General features: G+C 68.1%; 14 protein-coding genes. 8 read left to right on the top strand and 6 right to left on the bottom strand.

Annotation, left to right across the window (positions count from 1 at the left end; all coding sequences use genetic code 11):
- Positions 1-267 precede the first annotated feature (267 nt).
- Positions 268-1,128 carry a hypothetical protein gene (locus ABL312_RS12615; RefSeq protein WP_349357730.1) on the top strand — a complete coding sequence of 287 codons (861 nt, stop codon included), beginning with the start codon at positions 268-270 and terminating at the stop codon, positions 1,126-1,128.
- A gap of 75 nt (positions 1,129-1,203) precedes the next feature.
- Here ABL312_RS12615 and ABL312_RS12610 read toward each other — a convergent pair whose 3' ends face one another.
- Together ABL312_RS12610 and ABL312_RS12605 are read right to left on the bottom strand one after the other, a co-directional pair.
- Complete coding sequence (locus ABL312_RS12610; protein WP_349357729.1) at positions 1,204-1,488, bottom strand: hypothetical protein; 285 nt, start codon at positions 1,486-1,488, stop codon at positions 1,204-1,206.
- Positions 1,489-1,701: 213 nt separating this feature from the next.
- Positions 1,702-1,959, bottom strand: coding sequence for a hypothetical protein (locus ABL312_RS12605; RefSeq protein WP_349357728.1), 258 nt, complete (start codon positions 1,957-1,959; stop codon positions 1,702-1,704).
- A gap of 200 nt (positions 1,960-2,159) precedes the next feature.
- Here ABL312_RS12605 and ettA point away from each other — a divergent pair, with 200 nt between their 5' ends.
- Entirely contained in the window at positions 2,160-3,815 is a 1,656-nt protein-coding gene (gene ettA / locus ABL312_RS12600) for an energy-dependent translational throttle protein EttA (protein WP_349357727.1), read from the top strand.
- A 284-nt stretch (positions 3,816-4,099) separates the two neighbouring features.
- Entirely contained in the window at positions 4,100-4,717 is a 618-nt protein-coding gene (locus tag ABL312_RS12595; protein ID WP_349357726.1) for an MOSC domain-containing protein, read from the top strand.
- 29 nt (positions 4,718-4,746) lie between these two features.
- Here the strand turns inward: ABL312_RS12595 and ABL312_RS12590 are convergent, their stop codons facing one another.
- The 4 genes from ABL312_RS12590 to tsaA form a co-directional block, all read right to left on the bottom strand.
- Positions 4,747-5,082 carry a DUF2293 domain-containing protein gene (locus ABL312_RS12590; RefSeq protein ID WP_349357725.1) on the bottom strand — a complete coding sequence of 112 codons (336 nt, stop codon included), beginning with the start codon at positions 5,080-5,082 and terminating at the stop codon, positions 4,747-4,749.
- A 7-nt stretch (positions 5,083-5,089) separates the two neighbouring features.
- A complete protein-coding gene (locus tag ABL312_RS12585; RefSeq protein WP_349357724.1) occupies positions 5,090-5,716 on the bottom strand; it encodes a LuxR C-terminal-related transcriptional regulator in 627 nt (208 codons plus the stop codon).
- 58 nt (positions 5,717-5,774) lie between these two features.
- Positions 5,775-6,728 (bottom strand): LysR substrate-binding domain-containing protein, encoded by a 954-nt coding sequence (locus ABL312_RS12580; RefSeq protein WP_349357723.1) that lies wholly within the window; start codon positions 6,726-6,728, stop codon positions 5,775-5,777.
- 93 nt (positions 6,729-6,821) lie between these two features.
- Positions 6,822-7,355 (bottom strand): tRNA (N6-threonylcarbamoyladenosine(37)-N6)-methyltransferase TrmO, encoded by a 534-nt coding sequence (gene tsaA, locus ABL312_RS12575; RefSeq protein WP_349357722.1) that lies wholly within the window; start codon positions 7,353-7,355, stop codon positions 6,822-6,824.
- 331 nt (positions 7,356-7,686) lie between these two features.
- Between tsaA and ABL312_RS12570 the strand changes: the two genes are divergently transcribed.
- From ABL312_RS12570 to metH, 5 genes are all read left to right on the top strand, one after another.
- Entirely contained in the window at positions 7,687-8,763 is a 1,077-nt protein-coding gene (locus tag ABL312_RS12570) for a DUF2336 domain-containing protein (protein ID WP_349357720.1), read from the top strand.
- A 216-nt stretch (positions 8,764-8,979) separates the two neighbouring features.
- The gene (locus tag ABL312_RS12565; RefSeq protein ID WP_349357719.1) at positions 8,980-11,301 is read left to right on the top strand and encodes a mechanosensitive ion channel family protein; all 2,322 of its coding nucleotides are present in this window, start codon (positions 8,980-8,982) and stop codon (positions 11,299-11,301) included.
- Positions 11,302-11,599: 298 nt separating this feature from the next.
- Positions 11,600-12,610: a metalloregulator ArsR/SmtB family transcription factor gene (locus tag ABL312_RS12560; protein ID WP_349357718.1), complete on the top strand. Its 1,011-nt coding sequence runs from the start codon at positions 11,600-11,602 to the stop codon at positions 12,608-12,610.
- A gap of 1 nt (position 12,611) precedes the next feature.
- Positions 12,612-13,526 (top strand): methylenetetrahydrofolate reductase [NAD(P)H], encoded by a 915-nt coding sequence (gene metF / locus ABL312_RS12555; protein ID WP_349357717.1) that lies wholly within the window; start codon positions 12,612-12,614, stop codon positions 13,524-13,526.
- Between the two features lie 8 nt (positions 13,527-13,534).
- Positions 13,535-17,266 (top strand): methionine synthase, encoded by a 3,732-nt coding sequence (gene metH / locus ABL312_RS12550; protein WP_349357716.1) that lies wholly within the window; start codon positions 13,535-13,537, stop codon positions 17,264-17,266.
- Positions 17,267-17,346: the final 80 nt, after the last annotated feature.

The following is a 17,346-nucleotide window of genomic DNA, read 5'->3' as shown; positions in this document are numbered from 1 at the left end:
ATCTTCTCAATGATTTGTAGCATTCCTGCGGAGTGACGGGCGGTTCGTTGAACCTGATTGTTCGGGATCTCCGAATTCCTGCGCCGACCTCCCGCCCAATGCTCGCCCAGAAGGCGCGCCGCCAGACTCCGCCGTGTCCCCTGCGGCTTCCGGGACACAGGTGTGGCCTGTCTGCGCCAAAGCCGCCTTTGGCAGGTTGCGCAATCGTTTGCGCTGCAGAATACTCCGCCGCACCGATGGGCCGGATCAGTCGAGGACGCTTCCGGAATGAACGACCACTATACCGCCGCCCGGCATCCCTTCTGGGCCCGCCCGCCGAAATGGCTTGCCGCGGCCGCCGTGACGGCGCTTGTCGCCAACACCTTCGTGGTGGCGGTGGTGAATTACTACATCTACTGGGCGCGGGCGCGCTTCATCGCCACCCATCCCGACTATGTGGCCCAATATCCGCCGACGATCAGCCGCGCGCTGTCCGATCCGTTGATCGGCGAGCCCTTCGCCTTCTGGATTTCCCTGAGCGCGGGCATTCTGTTCGTGGGCGTGTGCGTGGTCGCGGGTCTGTCCCTGCTGGCGGCCCGGCATCTAAAGGACGTGTCGCCGGCGACCGCCCGGACCATGGCGGCGGCCGCCTGCACGGCCATCGTGCTGCAGATCGGCGCCTCGGCGGGCATGGTCGTGCTCAGCCAGTACCGGATGGGCGTCGACAACGACATGCATATGGTCGGCAGCTATCTGTTCTTCTTCTCGCAAGGCTTCGTGGTGCTGTCCGGGCTGCTGATCTCGACCAGCATCCTGCGGAACGAGGAGGTGCATCCGGTCCTGCATGCGACGGCACTGGTGCATCTGCCGGCGGCGCGCATGCGCCGGACGGTCGGCAAGATCAGCGCCGTGCTGGCGCTGAGCTATCTGGTGCTCTTCGTCGTCAAGGACATCACCCTGCCGCTCGGCAACGCGGCCGTCTATCAGGCCTATGTGTGGACGGAACCGGCGGTGATCTCGTCCTTCCTGCTGTTCGTGTCGATCTTCCACCTCGATCTGGTGATGGTGCTCCGCCGCTATCGGGCGGCCGCGTGTGCCGCGCCGGACGCCACTGCGGCCCCGGCCGACGCATCGCTGCTGCGGCACTGAGTCCGGCGCTTAGTGCGGGACACGGGCGCGGGACCCGCGCGGTTGGCGCGCGGAGGGTCTGCCGCCGCCGGACCGTCAGGCGGGACCCGGCGCGGGGTCGAGAACCGGATCGAGAAGGGTGTCCTGCACCTGCGCGATGCGCTCCAGGGCGCTGTGCGCGGCGGCGGCAATCCGGGGGTCGATCCCCTCGGTCAGCGGGGACGCCGGCTGGGACGTCGAGGACGCGGTCCCGGAGGACGTGGGCAGGTCGGTCCTGCCGGAGACCATCGCGCCCTGTGCCGGATTCCGGCCGTCCCGCGTTGCCTCCTGCGTGTCCGGGCATCCGGACCAATGGTCGACCCACAACAAAGACCAGCTCATTCCACCCTCCTTTTGGACGTGCCGCAGCCTGCTTCTATCCAGCGATCTTGTGATCTCTGTGACACGCAATCAAGGCGGAAGATATTTTTTGGAATAACGTCTGGGTTGTGCTCGTGGCGAGCGGACCGCCTCCGCACCCCCGCCGGGGATTTGCGGCGGGGGCGCGCAGGGAGGTGTGGGCCGAAGCCCGGCCTCGTCAGCCGCCGTTTCCGGTCAGCAGCCGTTCGGGCGCTGCGGGCCGAGATCGATCTGGCACTCGTTGGTAAGGGCGCCGATGGCCGCGCCGCCGGCCGCGCCGGCGGCTGCTCCCAGGAGGACCGGACCGCCGGCGACGGCGAGCACGCCCGCGCCGGCGGCGGTGCCGATGGCGCCGCCCGTCACGCCGCGTTCGAACCGATTGGATCCGCAGGCCGCCACCAGGAGGGCGGCGGCGGTGATGGCCGCGAGGCGCGGCCCGTGCCGGAGACGCATGAGACTTCCTTCCAGACTTGCGGGTTTCACAAAGTGCCCGGCCCCGGCGCGATGCTGCTGGCAAGCGGTGAACGCGCGGTAAACGCCGGACGGCGTCCGCGGGCGGCCGCGGCGCGGGCAGCCCTTGCTCCGGCCTGTGCCTTCGACTAAGACACGACCTCAGTTTCCCCTTCTCGACATTAGCGGAGCGGCAGGCACCTATGGCGCGCCAGTTCATCTATCACATGCACGGTCTCACCAAGACCTACACGGGCGGCAAGAAGGTTCTCGACGGGATCAATCTGTCGTTCTATCCCGACGCCAAGATCGGCATCCTCGGGCCGAACGGCGCGGGCAAGTCCACGCTCCTGCGCATCATGGCCGGCACCGACAAGGACTTCACCGGCGAGGCCTGGGCGGCGGAGGGCGCCAAGGTCGGCTATCTGCCGCAGGAGCCGCAGCTCGACGAAAGCAAGACGGTGCTGGAAAACGTCATGGAAGGCGTTGCCGACAAGCAGGCGATCCTCGACCGCTACAACGAGCTGATGATGAACTACTCCGACGAGACGGCGGAGGAGGGCGCCAAGCTCCAGGACATCATCGACAGTCAGAACCTGTGGGATCTGGAGTCCCAGGTCGAGATGGCGATGGAAGCGCTGCGCTGTCCGCCGGGCGACTGGGCGGTCGACAATCTGTCGGGCGGCGAGCGCCGCCGCGTGGCGCTGTGCAAGCTGCTTCTGGACCAGCCGGACCTTCTGCTGCTCGACGAGCCGACCAACCACCTCGATGCCGAGACGGTTCACTGGCTCGAAAAGCACCTGCGCGAGTATCCGGGCTCGGTGCTGATCATCACCCACGACCGCTACTTCCTGGACAATGTCACCGGCTGGATCCTGGAGCTCGATCGCGGCCGCGGCATTCCGTACGAGGGCAATTATTCGGCCTATCTGGAGAAGAAGGCCAAGCGCATGGAGCAGGAGTCGCGCGAGGACGCGGCCCGACAGCGCGCCCTGTCGCGCGAGCGCGAATGGATGGGCATGAGCCCCAAGGCGCGCCAGACCAAGTCCAAGGCCCGTATCAAGGCCTATGACGAGCTGCTCAAGGCGAACGAGGACCGGCTCAACAATCCGGCCGCGCAGATCGTCATTCCCGCCGGGCCGCGTCTGGGTCAGAACGTCATCGACGTGGAGGGCATCTCCAAGGCCTTCGGCGACAAGCTCCTGATCGACGACCTGTCGTTCAAGCTGCCGCCGGGCGGCATCGTCGGCGTGATCGGTCCCAACGGCGCGGGCAAGTCGACGCTGTTCCGCATGCTCACCGGGCAGGACAAACCCGACAGCGGCACGATCACCATCGGCGAGAGCGTGAAGCTCGGCTTCGTCGACCAGTCGCGCGACGCGCTCGATCCCAACAAGACGGTGTGGGAGGAGATCTCCGAGGGCGAGGAGGTGATCTACCTCGGCAAGAAGGAGATCAACTCGCGCGCCTATTGCTCCGCCTTCAACTTCAAGGGCGGCGACCAGCAGCAGAAGGTGGGCTCGCTCTCCGGCGGTCAGCGCAACCGCGTGCATCTCGCCAAGGTGCTGAAGTCGGGCGCCAACGTGCTGCTGCTTGACGAGCCGACCAACGATCTCGACACCGAGACGCTGGCCGCGCTGGAAGACGCGCTGGAGGATTTCGCCGGCTGCGCCGTGGTGATCAGCCACGATCGCATGTTCATGGACCGGCTGGCGACCCACATGCTCGCCTTCGAGGGCGACAGCCACGTGGAGTGGTTCGAGGGTAACTTCGAGGACTATGAGGCCGACAAGATCCGCCGCCTCGGCGCGGATGCGGCCAACCCGAAGCGGATCAAGTACAAGCCGCTCACACGCTGAGCTGGCCGACCCCACGGGCCGAAACGACGCAAGCCGCGTCCGCGCACCCCGCGCGGGCGCGGTTTTTCGTCTGGGCGGCGTTCGCCGCTCCGACCGGCGCGCCCGCGTTTTCCGACCGGCGGAATCGGACTAGGGTTGCGACTGGAAGGCGCGGCGCGGGCGCATCGGGGCTTGCGGCAATGTCCCCGCACCCCGCGCGGCTGCAAAACGCAACGACCGTCTGCGAGCGGGAAACGCGACAGCGGCGGGCCACGGCTGCGTGAGATTGGACAATGGAGACCAGGATGACGGCCGATCTCTTCGGGCGCGAACAGGCGGAAGACTTGATCAGCGCACCGGCGCGCAAGGTGTCGGGCACGGTCGTGCAGGCGCTTGCCACGAAACGGCCCGAGGATTTCCGCACCGAGTGGACGGCGGCGCTCAAGATCGGCTTCGAGGGCATTCCCGGCGACCGGCATTCCGGTTTCACCCGGCGTTCCGGCGGACGCGAGCCCTGGTATCCGAACGGCACGGAGATGTGCAACGAGCGCCAGATCTCGGTGCTGTCGGCGGAGGAACTGGCCGCGGTCGCCGCCGACATGGGCATCGAGCGTCTGGAGGCGGGGTGGATCGGCGGCAATGTGGTGACCGAGGGCATTCCCCGTCTGTCGCTCGTCCCGCCGCGCACGCGTCTCGTCTTCGCCGGCGGCGTGGTCCTGCGGGTCGACGGCGACAACGCGCCCTGCCGGATCGCGGGCAAGGCAATCGCCGAACGCTGCCCCGGGCACGAGGGGCTGGATCTTCTGTTTCCCAAGGTCGCGCGCCGCCGGCGCGGGCTGGTCGCCTATGTCGAGCGCCCCGGCGTCATTCGCCCCGGCGAGGCGGTGACCGCCCATATCCCCGAGCACTGGCTCTATCGCTAGCCACCTCCCGCGTCCCGTCGGGAGCGGTGTCAGGTGTGGTCGGCGCCGTCATCGGACCCGTCGGCGTCGACGCGGCGTGTGACGCCCCAGTCCTGCAGCGTCGCGTTCATGTCGTCGAGCACGAAGAACCGCGCCGCGTCGCGGTCGTAACCCTCGTCGAGCAGCGTCTCATAGGGGCTGTGGGCGTGGCGGACGCGGGCGGTCATCGCCTGCCACAGCGCGATGGCCGGCGGCAGGTGGCGCAGATGGGGGGCAAGCGCGCCGTCGAGCACGGCCTCGGCATCGCCATAGGGAATGCGCGGCGCGAGCCGGCGCAAGTGCCGGCGCATCTCGCGCTGGCGCTTCGTGCCCTTGCCGCGCAGCATCGCCGCCTCACATCAGCCGCGCGACGATCGCCGAAAACTCCGCCCGGCTGTTCACCCCGAGCTTGGCGTAGATCGCCTTGCGGTGGGTGCGCAGGGTGTTTTCGCTGATGTCGAGGTCGCGGGCGATCTCGGTTTCGGGCAGGGCGCTGGCCAGATGCACCGCGACGGCGCTTTCGCGCGGGGTCAGGTTGAACAGCAGCCGCAGGCGCGGTTCCAGCGTGGGCGGTGGCGCGTTGCCGCGCGACAGCACGAGCACCGCGCCGCGCGGACCCGCCGGGCCCGGGTCGGGCAGCAGAACGGGGTAGAGTTCCCCGAGCATCGGCCCGTCGTCGCAGGTCAGGCACAGATCGCTTTGCTGCGTCGGATCGGGGCCGGTCGGGCGCAGCAGCGCGGCAAGGGCTGCGGTCAGCGTGCGCTGGGTGAGCGGATGCGCGAACTCCAGACGGTTGCCGCGCCGCCCGGTGGGAACGAGCAGGCCGCAGGCGCCCTCCAGCAGGCGCTGGGCCGCCTCGTTGCGGGCCAGGATCGTCGCCTGCCGGTCGAGCAGAAACGCCGAACTGCCGCGCTTGTCGAGCACCTGAAACAGCAGCGCGAGACCTGGGGCGGCGACGGAGGACGACGGGTGAAGGATCATGCGGCGGTCCTGCGCGCGGGCGCAGCCTCGGGTTGGGGGCGGACGCGCGGAGCCTCCCTCATGGCGCGGGCGGCACGGCGGACGGCGCGGCGGCGGGAGCCGGGTCGGCGGCCGGTGTCGGGGGCAGCTTCAGCGCGGCGCGCACGCAGTCGCCGAGTGCCAGGAAATCGGCGCGTCGCGGCGAGGTCTTGCGCCAGGCGAGCCCGACCACGCGCTGCGGCTGCGGGTCGGTGAAGCGCAGCAGGCTCACCCGCTCGTCGCGCACCTCGACCGAAGCGCAGAGTTCCGGCAGCAAGGTGACGCCGTAGCCGGCGGCGACCATCTGCATCACCGTCGACAGGCTCGTCGCGCCGAAGGTGGAGCGTCCCGTGGGGCGCAGTCCCTCGCAATAGTTGAGTGCCTGGTCGCGCAGGCAATGCCCTTCCTCCAGCAGGAGCAGGGAGGCGCCGTCGATGGTCGAGGGATCGACCCGGTTGCGCTCGTCGAGGTCGGGGCCGTTCTGCACCGCGAGCAGGAAGCGGTCGTCGAACAGCGCATGGGTTTCCAGGTCCGCGCCGTCCAGTGGCAGGGCGGCCAGGATCACGTCGAGATCGCCATGCGCGAGTTCGTCGACCAGCGAGCGGGTCAGGGTCTCGCGGATCTGAAGGTCCACCTGCGGATAGGCGTGCGTCAGCTCGGGCAGGACCTGCGGCAGCAGATAGGGGGCGATCGAAGGAATGATGCCGAGCCGCAGCGTGCCCGTGAGCACCTGCCCGGAGTGGCGGGCATAGTCCGTCAGGTCGCGGGCGTCGGAGAGTATCCGCGCCGCGCGCCGGGCGACCTCCCGTCCCCGTTCGGTGAGGCGCACCGCGTTCGGCCGGCGCTCCACCAGCGCGATGCCGAGCGTGGCTTCCAGTTCGCGGATCTGCATCGACAGGGCGGGCTGGGAGACGGAAACGTCTTCCGCGGCGCGCCCGAAATGACGGTGCCGGGCCAGCGCATCGAAATAGCGAAGTTGGCGAAGGGTCAGCATGCCTATCAGGTATGCTGATGTGCCGCGGCGTTCAATGGGGTTTGTGCTGATGCCTATGCGCGAGAATGCCGCCCCGCCGGTGGCCTTGCGCCGTCACGATCCGCCGTCGTCCTCGCGCTCGAACCAGCCGACGCTTGCCCCGGCCACGCTGTCGGTGCGGGCGAAATAGGGCTTGATGTCGATGAGCGGCGTTCCGTTCAGGCAGTCGATGCCGCGCACGATCAGGCCGTCGTCGGTCCGCTCCACCAGTTCCGACACGCTGAGCGAGACCGGATTGGGCCGGATCGGCGAGCGCAGGGCGAAACAGCCGTGCGCGCCTTTCGCGAAGGAGGGGGCCTGCACGATCAGATCGCGGCGCGCCCGGTGCATCCAGTAGAGCAGGATCACATGGGTGCAGCTGTCGATCGAGGCGAGGCCGGGCAGATACTCGGGCTTGAGGCGGACGCGGGCGGTGGCGTCGCTGGCGCGGGCGTTGCGCGGGCAGGCGTCCGGCGTTTGCCAGGGTGTTTCGATGTGGCCGATGAACACCAGGCCCGCGTCGGGGGCAAGCTCCGCGGGATCGCGGGCGAGCCGCTCTTCGCCGGGGCGCGGCGGTTTCACGGGGGAGGAGTGCGTCGTGTCTGTCATGGTTCATACCTCGCGCATGGGGGCCTCGCGCATGAGGGCCTCGCGGATGGGGGGCCTCGCGCGTGGGCGCCTCGCGGGTTGGGGGCCTCGCGCGTGGGGGCGCTGCCGCCGGACGGCGCGTGACCATAATCCCTTCCCGCCGTTCTGTCTTCCACGCCGGAAAAGGGTGTCCGGCCCGTCTCTAAAATTTTAGACGATTGAGGGACAGTTTTTTCGAAACAACTTTTCGACTTTTATTATAAGGCGACGTGCGTCACTGCAATTTTTGTTCACGTGGGCCATGCTATTTCACGCAAACTGAAGCTACGAACAGCGAATCGAGGCCCTGTCCATGATGGCGAACACGGAGCTCGTAAACTTCGAGGCCCTTGCCCGGGAAGACGATATCTCCCGGCGGAACGATCTGGCATGCAACGTCGCCATGCTGTTCTCCCTGACCTCCGAGACCTGTTCGGAAGAGCAGATCCAGATCTATGATTCGGTTCTGGTACGTCTGTCGGAGATGGTGGAGCAGCAGGCGCGCGAGTTCATTGCCGGCCGCCTTGCGGCCTTGCGCCGGGCGCCGGAGGCGACGGTGCGCCGGCTCGCCGGCGACGAGATTGCCGTCGCGCGGCCCCTTCTGGAGCGCTCCACCGTGCTGCGCGACGGCGATCTGATCGACATCGCCTGTCACCATGGCGACGATCATCGCCTGGCCATCGCCACCCGCGATATTCTGTCGGAACTGGTGACCGACACGCTCGTCGAAAAGGGCGGCGAGCGGGTCAAGCGCCGGCTGGCGGAGAACCTCGGCGCGAGCCTGTCGCGCCACGGGGTGCGCCACCTGCTCGATGCCGCGCGGCTCGACGAGGACCTGCAACTGGCGCTCGCAGAGCGCGAGGATCTGTCGGAGACCGATATCGCGGAGCTTGCCTCGCTTGCCGGCGAGCGGGTCCGGATCCGCCTCTTCGACCGGGCGCGCCGGGCGGCCGGCGCGGTGCCGCAGGCGGCGCAGATGGCGGCGCAGCGGCTGTCCAACGACTTCTGGCTCGCCCGCTACGACTTCGAGACCGCCATGGGGCGGGTCTGCGCGCTGGCCCGCGATCCCGGGCTCGACGAGGCGACGCTGCTCAGGTTCGCCGAGGAAGACCGCTTCGCGGAAGTGGTTGCGATCTTCGCCATCCTTGGCGACATCGGGCTGGAAGAGGCCAAGCACTGGATGGTGCGTCTCGATGTGGATCCGTTCCTGATCGTCGCCCGCGCCAGCGGGTTGCGCCCGGCGACCGTCGGCGTGCTGCTGACGATCGGTCCGTGGCGCTACCGCCTGCCGGACGCGGAACGCCGCCGGCTGGTCGAGCGCTACGAGCGGATCGTGCCCGCCCAGGCGCGCAATCTGCTGGCCCAGTGGCAGGGGCGGATCGCCTGCTGATTTCGCGGCGGCCGGGGCGGGATACGCGATGTTCCGCCTTGGACAGGTCATGAAACCTCGAGTACCTTTTCGCATGTTACCAGCGTCGCCCGCATCGTGATCGCCTTGGCCGCGCGCTCCGGGCGGATCGACCGGACGGGGCTGGCCCGACAGGGTCGCGGCGCATGGGGCGCGCCCGGGCGCAAGGGGGCCGCAGGGCACTGCGGAAGGGGCATCATGAAGACCATGAAGACTATGCGTTTCGGCGCGGGGATCGTCCGCGCGGCCATCTGTCTCGTGTTCATGGCGGTGGTCTTCGCGCCCGCCGCACAGGCGCAGGGACTTCTCTCCGTTCTCGCGCAGCAGGAGGCCGGCACGGCCGCCGCATCCGACGCCCCGCCGGATGCGCCGGGCACCGGGCCGACGGTGGCGCCGGTCGATTACCGGACGCTGGCCTTTGAGGTGCGCGACGCCTTCGCGCGGGCGGTGACCGCCGCCGATGCCTTTCCCACGCTTGCCGGGCAGGCTCTCGCCGCCCATTCCCCCGACGACACGCTGGCGTGGCTTTGGTCGTCCGTGGCGGTTCTGGGGCTTTCGGCGCTGGCGGGCATCGCCGCGCTCGCGCTCACCGAACGCTGGGGCCGGCACCGGTTCCTGCATCTCTACGATCCCAACCCGACCGGGCGGGCGTCCAAGATCGGATATCTCTTCACGCGCGCCTTGATGATGGGGGCGGGGCTCGTCGTCTTCGCCATCGTCTCGGCGGCCGTGGCACTTGCCTTCGTCTCCGGCCACGAGCCGTCGCGGGTCACGGTCTTCACCGGGCTCGAGGCGGTCGCGGTCATCCTCGTGCTGCGCATCATCTTTCGCAACGTGCTCGCGCCCGACGCCCGATCGCATCGCATGATCGGCTTGCAGGATGCGGAAGCGCATGCGCTCTACCGCGCCCTGATCGGCGTGGCGGGCGTCGCCTATGTCATCGTCGGCCTGTGCGCCTGGATGGCGGCCATGCGCCTCGACCCCGACGCGCACAAGCTGGCGCTGCTGTTCGGGGCCGCCTTCGCCTGCATCGCCCTCTCCGGGGTCGCCATCGCGTTCCGCCGGCCGATCACGCGCCTCATCTCGGGCGGCATCGCGGCAACCGACGGCGCGGGCGAGCAACCGCTCTGGCGGCGGGTGGCGACCCTGCTGTGGCTTCCGGTCACGCTGGTCTATTTCGCGGTGGCCTTCCTGTTCTCCGGGGTGCGGGTGCTGCTCGATCTGCCGGCGGCGCTGGGGCTCGTCGGGGCGCCGGTCTTCGCGCTGCTCGTCGGCGCCGTCGTCTACGGCCTGCTGGTGCTGGTCATCGACACCTGGCTGCTGCCGCGTCTCGACAGCGATGCCGCGCAGGCGCGCACGGCGGAGGATCTGGAGCGGGCGGCGACCAGCGAGGGCGGCGAGGCCGACACGGCGGCGACCCGCGCGCAGGCCGAGGCGGAGGCGCTCGACGCGGAAGGCGCGCGCTCGCCCTATCGCGAGTTGCTGGATCACGGCGCGGCGATCCTCTCTATCGTCGTGGGGCTCGGGTTTCTGCTGTCGCGCTGGGGCGTGCCGCTGTCCGACGACAGGTTTCTTGCCGCCAATCTCTTCGAGATCGGTCTGATCCTGTTTCTCGGCTACATGGCCTATCGGGCCGTGGCGATCTCCATCGACCGGCAGATCGCGCTGGAATCGGGCGGCACGGAAAAGAACGAGGATGCCGAGGTCGGCGGCGCCGGCGAAAGCCGGCTTGCCACGCTTCTGCCGATCTTCCGCAATTTCCTGCTGATCACCATCGTGGTCATCGCCGGCATGATCGCCCTGTCGCAGCTCGGCGTGAACATCGGGCCGCTGTTCGCCGGCGCCGGCGTCGTCGGGCTCGCGGTGGGCTTCGGCGCGCAGACGCTGATCCGCGACATCTTCTCCGGCGCGTTCTTCCTCATCGACGATGCCTTCCGCAAGGGCGAATACATCGACATCGGCGACGTGAAGGGCACGGTCGAGAAGATCTCGATCCGCTCCATGCAGCTGCGCCATCACAACGGACCGCTCAATACGGTGCCCTTCGGCGAGATCAAGTTCGTGAAGAACTTCTCGCGCGACTGGGCGATGATGAAGCTCGCTTTCCGCGTCACCTACGACACCGACGTTGAACGCATGCGCAAGCTCATCAAGAAGTTCGGCCAGGAGCTGCTGGAGCATCCCGACTACGGGCCGAAATTCCTGCAGCCGGTGAAGTCGCAAGGTGTCACGGCGCTGGAAGACTCGGCGATGATCGTGCGGGTCAAGTTCATGACCCGGCCGGGCGACCAGTTCGAGCTGCGCAAGGTGGTCTACGCCGGCATCCGGGATCTGTGCGAGCGCGAGGGCATTCACTTCGCTCACCGCGAAGTCACCGTGCGCGTCCAGCAGGAGGCCGACGACCCGCGCCAGTTTTCCGAGGCCGAGAAAAAGGCCATCGGCGGCGCCGTGCTGCCGGTGGTGGACGAGCAGGCCGCGCAGCGGCAGGCCGCGACGACGGCCGCCGCCGAGGGACGCTAGACCCGACGCGTTGCCGCAACGTCTTCGCCGCGCGCTCCCGCATCGATCTCCGGCGCGGGCCCGCGGGCGGCTTGCCTGTGGGCTGGGCCGATGCCCTGGCCCAATCCCCCCGCGCCCCCGTGTCCGCTTGCCGTGTCCGCTTGCCGTATCCGCCTGCGGCGCCGGTCCTTTCGGCGTTTGCGCTTCCCCTGACGCTTCCCCTGACGCTCCATGGATTTCGAGCGTGTCGCGACGTTTCGCTTGAATCCTCGGCAATCCACGTATAAAGATATCTTTATATCTTGCTGTTGAGGTTGCGATGACGACGACATCCCGTCTGGGCGTGGAACAGGTGCTGAGCGGATTGCGCACCGCCGGTGAGGCGACGCGCCTGCGCCTGCTCGCATTGCTGGCCGACGGCGAACTGACCGTGAAGGACGCGACCGTCATTCTCGGCCAGAGCCAGCCGCGCATCTCGCGGCATCTGAAGCTCCTGACCGAGGCCGGACTGGTGCAGCGCTTTCCCGAAGGCGCCTGGGTGTTCTATCGCCTCGGGGACGGCGCGATGGGCGAGTTCGCCCGCGCGCTGCTCGACCGCCTCGATCCGGAGGACGCGGTGCTGGCCGCCGACCGGGTGCGTCTGGCCGCGACCCGCCGCGCCAAGGCGGAAGCCGCCGCCGCCTTCTTCGCCGCCCGTGCCCGCACCTGGGATCAGGAGCGCTCGCTGCATGTGCCGGAAGCGGCCGTGGAAGCGGCGATCCGCGAGACGGTCGGGGATGTGCCGTTTCGCACCTATCTCGATCTCGGCACCGGCACGGGCAGCCTGTTGTCGCTCTTCTCCGACCGCTACACGCAGGCGCTCGGCATCGACGCGAGCCATGACATGCTCACCGTGGCGCGCGCCAATCTCGACCGCGAGGGCGTGAAAAGCGCGCAGGTGCGCCATGGCGACATTCACGCGCTCAACGTGCCGGTGGAAAGCTTCGATCTGGTCTCGATCCACCAGGTCCTGCATTATCTCGACGATCCGGGCCGGGCCATCGCGGAGGCCGCCCGCGTGCTGCGCCCCGGCGGCCGGCTGCTGATCGTCGATTTCGCCCCGCATGAATTCGAGTTCCTGCGCGACGCGCATGCGCATCGCCGGCTCGGATTTTCCCACGAGCAGATGCATCGCTGGCTGGAAGAGGCCGGTCTCGACGTCGTGGAAACCCGCGATCTCGTGCCGGACGCGCGCGACAGCGATCATCTCACCGTCACCATCTGGCTTGCCCGCGATCCGCGCATCGTGTCGGACCTGCCGGATCTCAACCGGACCCAGGAGGTCGCCTGATATGCAAACCGCTGACAAGTTTCGTCGGTTCGAACTGGGCGCGGACAGCGACGTGTCCGTCTCCTTCGAGTTCTTTCCGCCCAAGAGCGAGAAGATGGAAGCGTCGCTGTGGTCGGCCGTGCAGCGGCTGGAGCCGCTGGCGCCGAGCTTCGTGTCGGTGACCTATGGCGCCGGCGGCTCGACGCGCGAGCGCACGCATCGCACCGTCAAGCGGCTCGTCGACGAGACCGGGCTCGCCCCGGCCGCGCATCTGACCTGCGTGGGCTCCTCGCGCGACGAGGTCGACGCCATCGTGCGCGACTACCACGACATCGGCGTGCGGCACATCGTGGCGCTGCGTGGCGACCCGCTGGAAGGCCTCGGCGCGCGCTACACGCCGCAGCCGGACGGCTACGCCTATGCCTCCGATCTGGTGGAGGGCATCCGCCGCATCGCCGATTTCGAGGTCTCCGTCTCCGCCTATCCCGAGCTTCATCCCGAAAGCGCGGACTGGACGGTGGAGATCGACAACCTGAAGCGCAAGGTGGACGCCGGCGCGACGCGCGCGATCACCCAGTACTTCTTCGAAAACGACATGTTCGAGACCTTCATGGAGAAGGTGCGGGCGGCCGGCATCGACATTCCGATCGTGCCGGGCATCCTGCCGATCGTGAACTTCGAGCAGACCATGGTGTTTTCCGCCAAGTGCGGCACCTCGATCCCGCACTGGCTGGCGCGGCGCTTCGCCGGGCTCGACAAGGACGTGGAGACGCGCAAGCTGGTCGCCTCGGCGGTGGCCTGCGAGCAGGTGCTCGATCTGGTCGACCGTGGCGTGAGCGACTTCCACTTCTACACGATGAACCGTGCGGACCTGACCTACGCGATCTGTCACATGCTGGGCCTGCGCCCGGCCCCGGAAGAAAAGCAGGCGGCCTGAGACCAATCATGACCAAACCCCGTGACGCAGCGGCGGTGCTCACCGCCGCGGCCAAGACCCGCATTCTCGTGCTCGACGGCGGCATGGGAACGATGATCCAGGATCTGAAGCTCGACGAGGCCGGCTATCGCGGCGCGCGCTTCGCCGACTGGTCCTGCGACGTGAAGGGCAACAACGATCTCTTGAACCTGACGCAAGGCGAGGCGATCCGCGACATTCACGTGGCCTATCTGGAGGCCGGCGCGGACATCGTGGAGACCAACACCTTTTCCTCCACCACCATCGCCCAGGCTGATTATGCGATGGAGGAGCTCGCCTATGAGCTCAACCGGGAAGGCGCGCGGCTGGCGCGCGAGGCCTGCGACATCGTCACGGCGCGCGAGCCCGACAAGCCCCGCTTCGTCGCCGGGGCGCTGGGACCGACCAACCGCACGCTCTCCATCTCGCCGGACGTCAACAATCCGGGCTTTCGCGCCGTCACGTTCGACGAACTGAAGACGGCCTATGCGGAAGCCGCGCGCGGGCTGATCGACGGCGGGTCTGACCTGCTGCTGGTCGAGACCATCTTCGACACGCTCAACGCCAAGGCGGCGCTTTTCGCCATCGAGGAAGTGTTCGAGGAAAAGGGCCTGCGCCTGCCGATCATGATTTCCGGCACGATCACCGATCTGTCCGGACGCACGCTGTCGGGCCAGACGCCGGAAGCCTTCTGGTATTCGCTGCGCCATGCGGAGCCGTTTTCCATCGGCCTCAACTGTGCGCTGGGCGCCAAGGAGATGCGCGCGCATATCGCGGAACTGTCGCGCGTCGCCGACACGCTGGTCTGCGCCTATCCGAACGCCGGTCTGCCCAACGAGTTCGGCGAATACGACGAAAGCCCGGAAGCGATGGCCGAACTGGTCGGCGAGTTCGCGCAAAGCGGCCTCGTCAACATCGTCGGCGGCTGCTGCGGCACCACGCCGGGCCATATCCGCGCCATCGCCGAGGCGGTCGCCGGCCATGCGCCGCGCACGCTCGCCGCGCCGGAGCGCTACATGCGCCTGTCGGGGCTCGAGCCCTTCGTGCTCACGCCGGAGGTGAATTTCGTCAATGTCGGCGAGCGCACCAACGTCACCGGCTCGGCGCGCTTCCGCAAGCTGATCAAGACCGGCGACTACAACACCGCGCTGGACGTCGCCCGCGATCAGGTGGAAAACGGCGCGCAGATCATCGACGTCAACATGGACGAGGGCCTGCTCGACTCCAAGGAGGCGATGGTCACCTTCCTGAACCTGATCGCCGCCGAGCCGGACATCGCCAAGGTGCCGGTGATGATCGACAGCTCCAAGTGGGAGGTGATCGAGGCCGGGTTGAAATGCGTCCAGGGCAAGGCGGTGGTCAACTCCATCTCGCTCAAGGAAGGCGAGGAGGCCTTCCTGGAGCAGGCCCGGCTCGTCAAGCGCTACGGCGCGGCGGTCGTGGTCATGGCCTTCGACGAGACCGGCCAGGCCGACACCTACGCCCGCAAGACCGAGATCTGCAAGCGCTCCTACGACATTCTGGTCGAGAAGGTCGGGCTGCCGCCGGAAGACATCATCTTCGACCCGAACATCTTCGCGGTCGCCACCGGCATTCCCGAGCACGACAACTACGGCGTCGACTTCATCGAGGCGACGCGCTTCATTCGCGAAAACCTGCCGCATGCGCATGTGTCGGGCGGCGTGTCGAACCTGTCGTTCTCCTTCCGTGGCAACGAGCCGGTGCGCGAGGCGATGCATTCGGTGTTCCTCTACCACGCCATCCAGGCGGGCATGGACATGGGCATCGTCAACGCCGGCCAGCTCGCCGTCTACGACGATCTCGACGCTGAATTGCGCGAGCTGTCGGAGGACATCGTCCTCAACCGCCGCTCCGATGCCACCGACCGCATGCTCGACGCGGCCGAGCGCTTCCGCGGCAAGGGCGGCAAGCAGAAGGTGCAGGACCTCGCCTGGCGCGAGAAGCCCGTGGAAGAGCGGCTCAGCCACGCGCTGATCAACGGCATCACCGATTACATCGAGGCCGACGTCGAGGAGGCGCGCGTGCGCGCCGAACGTCCGCTGCACGTCATCGAGGGCCCGCTGATGGACGGGATGAACATCGTCGGCGACCTGTTCGGCGCCGGCAAGATGTTCCTGCCGCAGGTGGTGAAGTCGGCCCGCGTGATGAAGCAGGCGGTCGCCTATCTGATGCCCTTCATGGAAGCCGAGAAGCGCGAGCAGGGGATCGAGGACATGCCGAGCGCCGGCAAGGTGCTCCTCGCGACCGTCAAGGGCGATGTGCACGACATCGGCAAGAACATCGTCGGCGTCGTGCTCCAGTGCAACAACTTCGAGGTGATCGACCTCGGGGTCATGGTGCCGGCCGCCAAGATTCTGGAGACCGCGAAGCGGGAGAAGGTCGACATCATCGGCCTGTCCGGGCTGATCACGCCGTCGCTCGACGAGATGTGCCATGTGGCGGCGGAAATGGAGCGGGAGGGCTTCGAGCTGCCGTTGCTGATCGGCGGCGCGACGACCAGCCTGATCCATACGGCGGTGAAGATCCATCCCAACTATCGTCGCTCGCAGGCGGTCTATGTCACCGACGCGAGCCGGGCCGTGGGCGTCGTCTCGCGGCTCCTGTCGAAGGAGCAGCGCGAGGGCTATATCGCCGACCTGCGCGGGGAATACGCCAAGGTGGCGGAGGGGCACGCCCGCTCGCGCCAGCAGGGCAAGCGCACGTCGATCGCCAAGGCGCGCGAAAACCGCTTCAAGCCCTCCTTCGAGGCCTATCGGCCGACCGTGCCCGCCTTCCTCGGCACGCGCACGGTCGACGATGTGTCGCTGGAGGATCTGGCGAGCGCCATCGACTGGACGCCCTTCTTCGCGACCTGGGAGATCAAGGGCACCTATCCGGCCGTGCTGACCGACAATCGCTACGGCCCGGCGGCCAAGGCGCTCTACGACGACGCGCGGCGGATGCTCGACGAGATCGTGCGCGACCGGCTGCTGTCGCCGAAGGGCGTCGTCGGCTTCTGGCCGGCGGCGGCGCGCGGCGACGACATCGTGCTCTTCGCGGACGAGACGCGCGCCACCGAATGCGCCGTGCTGCACACGCTGCGCCAGCAGATGGAACGCGCCTCCGGGACGCGGGCCAATCTGGCAATGGCGGATTTCGTCGCACCGGAGGACAGCGGCATCGCCGATTACGTCGGCGGCTTCGCGGTCACGGCCGGCCATGGCGAGGACGATATCGTCGCGCGCTATGTGAAGGACGGCGACGACTACAACAAGATCCTCGCCCAGGCGCTGGCCGACCGGCTGGCGGAGGCCTTCGCCGAGCGGCTGCACGAGCGGGTCCGCCGGGAGTTCTGGGGCTATGCGCCGCAGGAAAATCTCTCGGTCGAGGATCTGATCGCCGAGAAGTACCAGGGCATCCGTCCGGCACCCGGCTATCCGGCGCAGCCGGACCACACGGAAAAGCAGACGCTGTTCGACCTGCTCGACGCGCCGACCACGGCCGGCATCACGCTGACCGAAAGCTTCGCCATGTGGCCGGGCTCGTCGGTGTCGGGGCTCTATTTCGCCCATCCCGACAGCCATTACTTCGGGGTCGGCCGGATCGAGCGGGATCAGATCGAGGACTATGCCCGGCGCAAGGGCTGGGACGTCGCCGAGGCCGAGCGCTGGCTCGCGCCGATCCTGAACTACGATCCGGTGCAGCGCGAGGCCGCCGAATAAGCAGCCGCGCGGGCGGGACAAAGGCCGGGCAAACCGCCCGGCCGTTTCCCTGCATTGGCGTGCCGCGCCGGCGTCCGGGG

The organism is Stappia sp. (assembly GCF_040110915.1).
GTDB lineage: Bacteria > Pseudomonadota > Alphaproteobacteria > Rhizobiales > Stappiaceae > Stappia.
This window is presented reverse-complemented; position numbering and strand designations above follow the sequence as displayed.

What these genes read in the sequence shown, in the direction of transcription:
- ABL312_RS12615 (WP_349357730.1), top strand. Translation starts at nt 268, where the DNA reads ATGAACGACCACTATACCGCCGCCCGGCATCCCTTCTGGGCCCGCCCG.
- ABL312_RS12610 (WP_349357729.1), bottom strand. Translation starts at nt 1,488, where the DNA reads ATGAGCTGGTCTTTGTTGTGGGTCGACCATTGGTCCGGATGCCCGGAC.
- ABL312_RS12605 (WP_349357728.1), bottom strand. Translation starts at nt 1,959, where the DNA reads ATGCGTCTCCGGCACGGGCCGCGCCTCGCGGCCATCACCGCCGCCGCC.
- ettA (WP_349357727.1), top strand. Translation starts at nt 2,160, where the DNA reads ATGGCGCGCCAGTTCATCTATCACATGCACGGTCTCACCAAGACCTAC.
- ABL312_RS12595 (WP_349357726.1), top strand. Translation starts at nt 4,100, where the DNA reads ATGACGGCCGATCTCTTCGGGCGCGAACAGGCGGAAGACTTGATCAGC.
- ABL312_RS12590 (WP_349357725.1), bottom strand. Translation starts at nt 5,082, where the DNA reads ATGCTGCGCGGCAAGGGCACGAAGCGCCAGCGCGAGATGCGCCGGCAC.
- ABL312_RS12585 (WP_349357724.1), bottom strand. Translation starts at nt 5,716, where the DNA reads ATGATCCTTCACCCGTCGTCCTCCGTCGCCGCCCCAGGTCTCGCGCTG.
- ABL312_RS12580 (WP_349357723.1), bottom strand. Translation starts at nt 6,728, where the DNA reads ATGCTGACCCTTCGCCAACTTCGCTATTTCGATGCGCTGGCCCGGCAC.
- tsaA (WP_349357722.1), bottom strand. Translation starts at nt 7,355, where the DNA reads ATGACAGACACGACGCACTCCTCCCCCGTGAAACCGCCGCGCCCCGGC.
- ABL312_RS12570 (WP_349357720.1), top strand. Translation starts at nt 7,687, where the DNA reads ATGATGGCGAACACGGAGCTCGTAAACTTCGAGGCCCTTGCCCGGGAA.
- ABL312_RS12565 (WP_349357719.1), top strand. Translation starts at nt 8,980, where the DNA reads ATGAAGACCATGAAGACTATGCGTTTCGGCGCGGGGATCGTCCGCGCG.
- ABL312_RS12560 (WP_349357718.1), top strand. Translation starts at nt 11,600, where the DNA reads ATGACGACGACATCCCGTCTGGGCGTGGAACAGGTGCTGAGCGGATTG.
- metF (WP_349357717.1), top strand. Translation starts at nt 12,612, where the DNA reads ATGCAAACCGCTGACAAGTTTCGTCGGTTCGAACTGGGCGCGGACAGC.
- metH (WP_349357716.1), top strand. Translation starts at nt 13,535, where the DNA reads ATGACCAAACCCCGTGACGCAGCGGCGGTGCTCACCGCCGCGGCCAAG.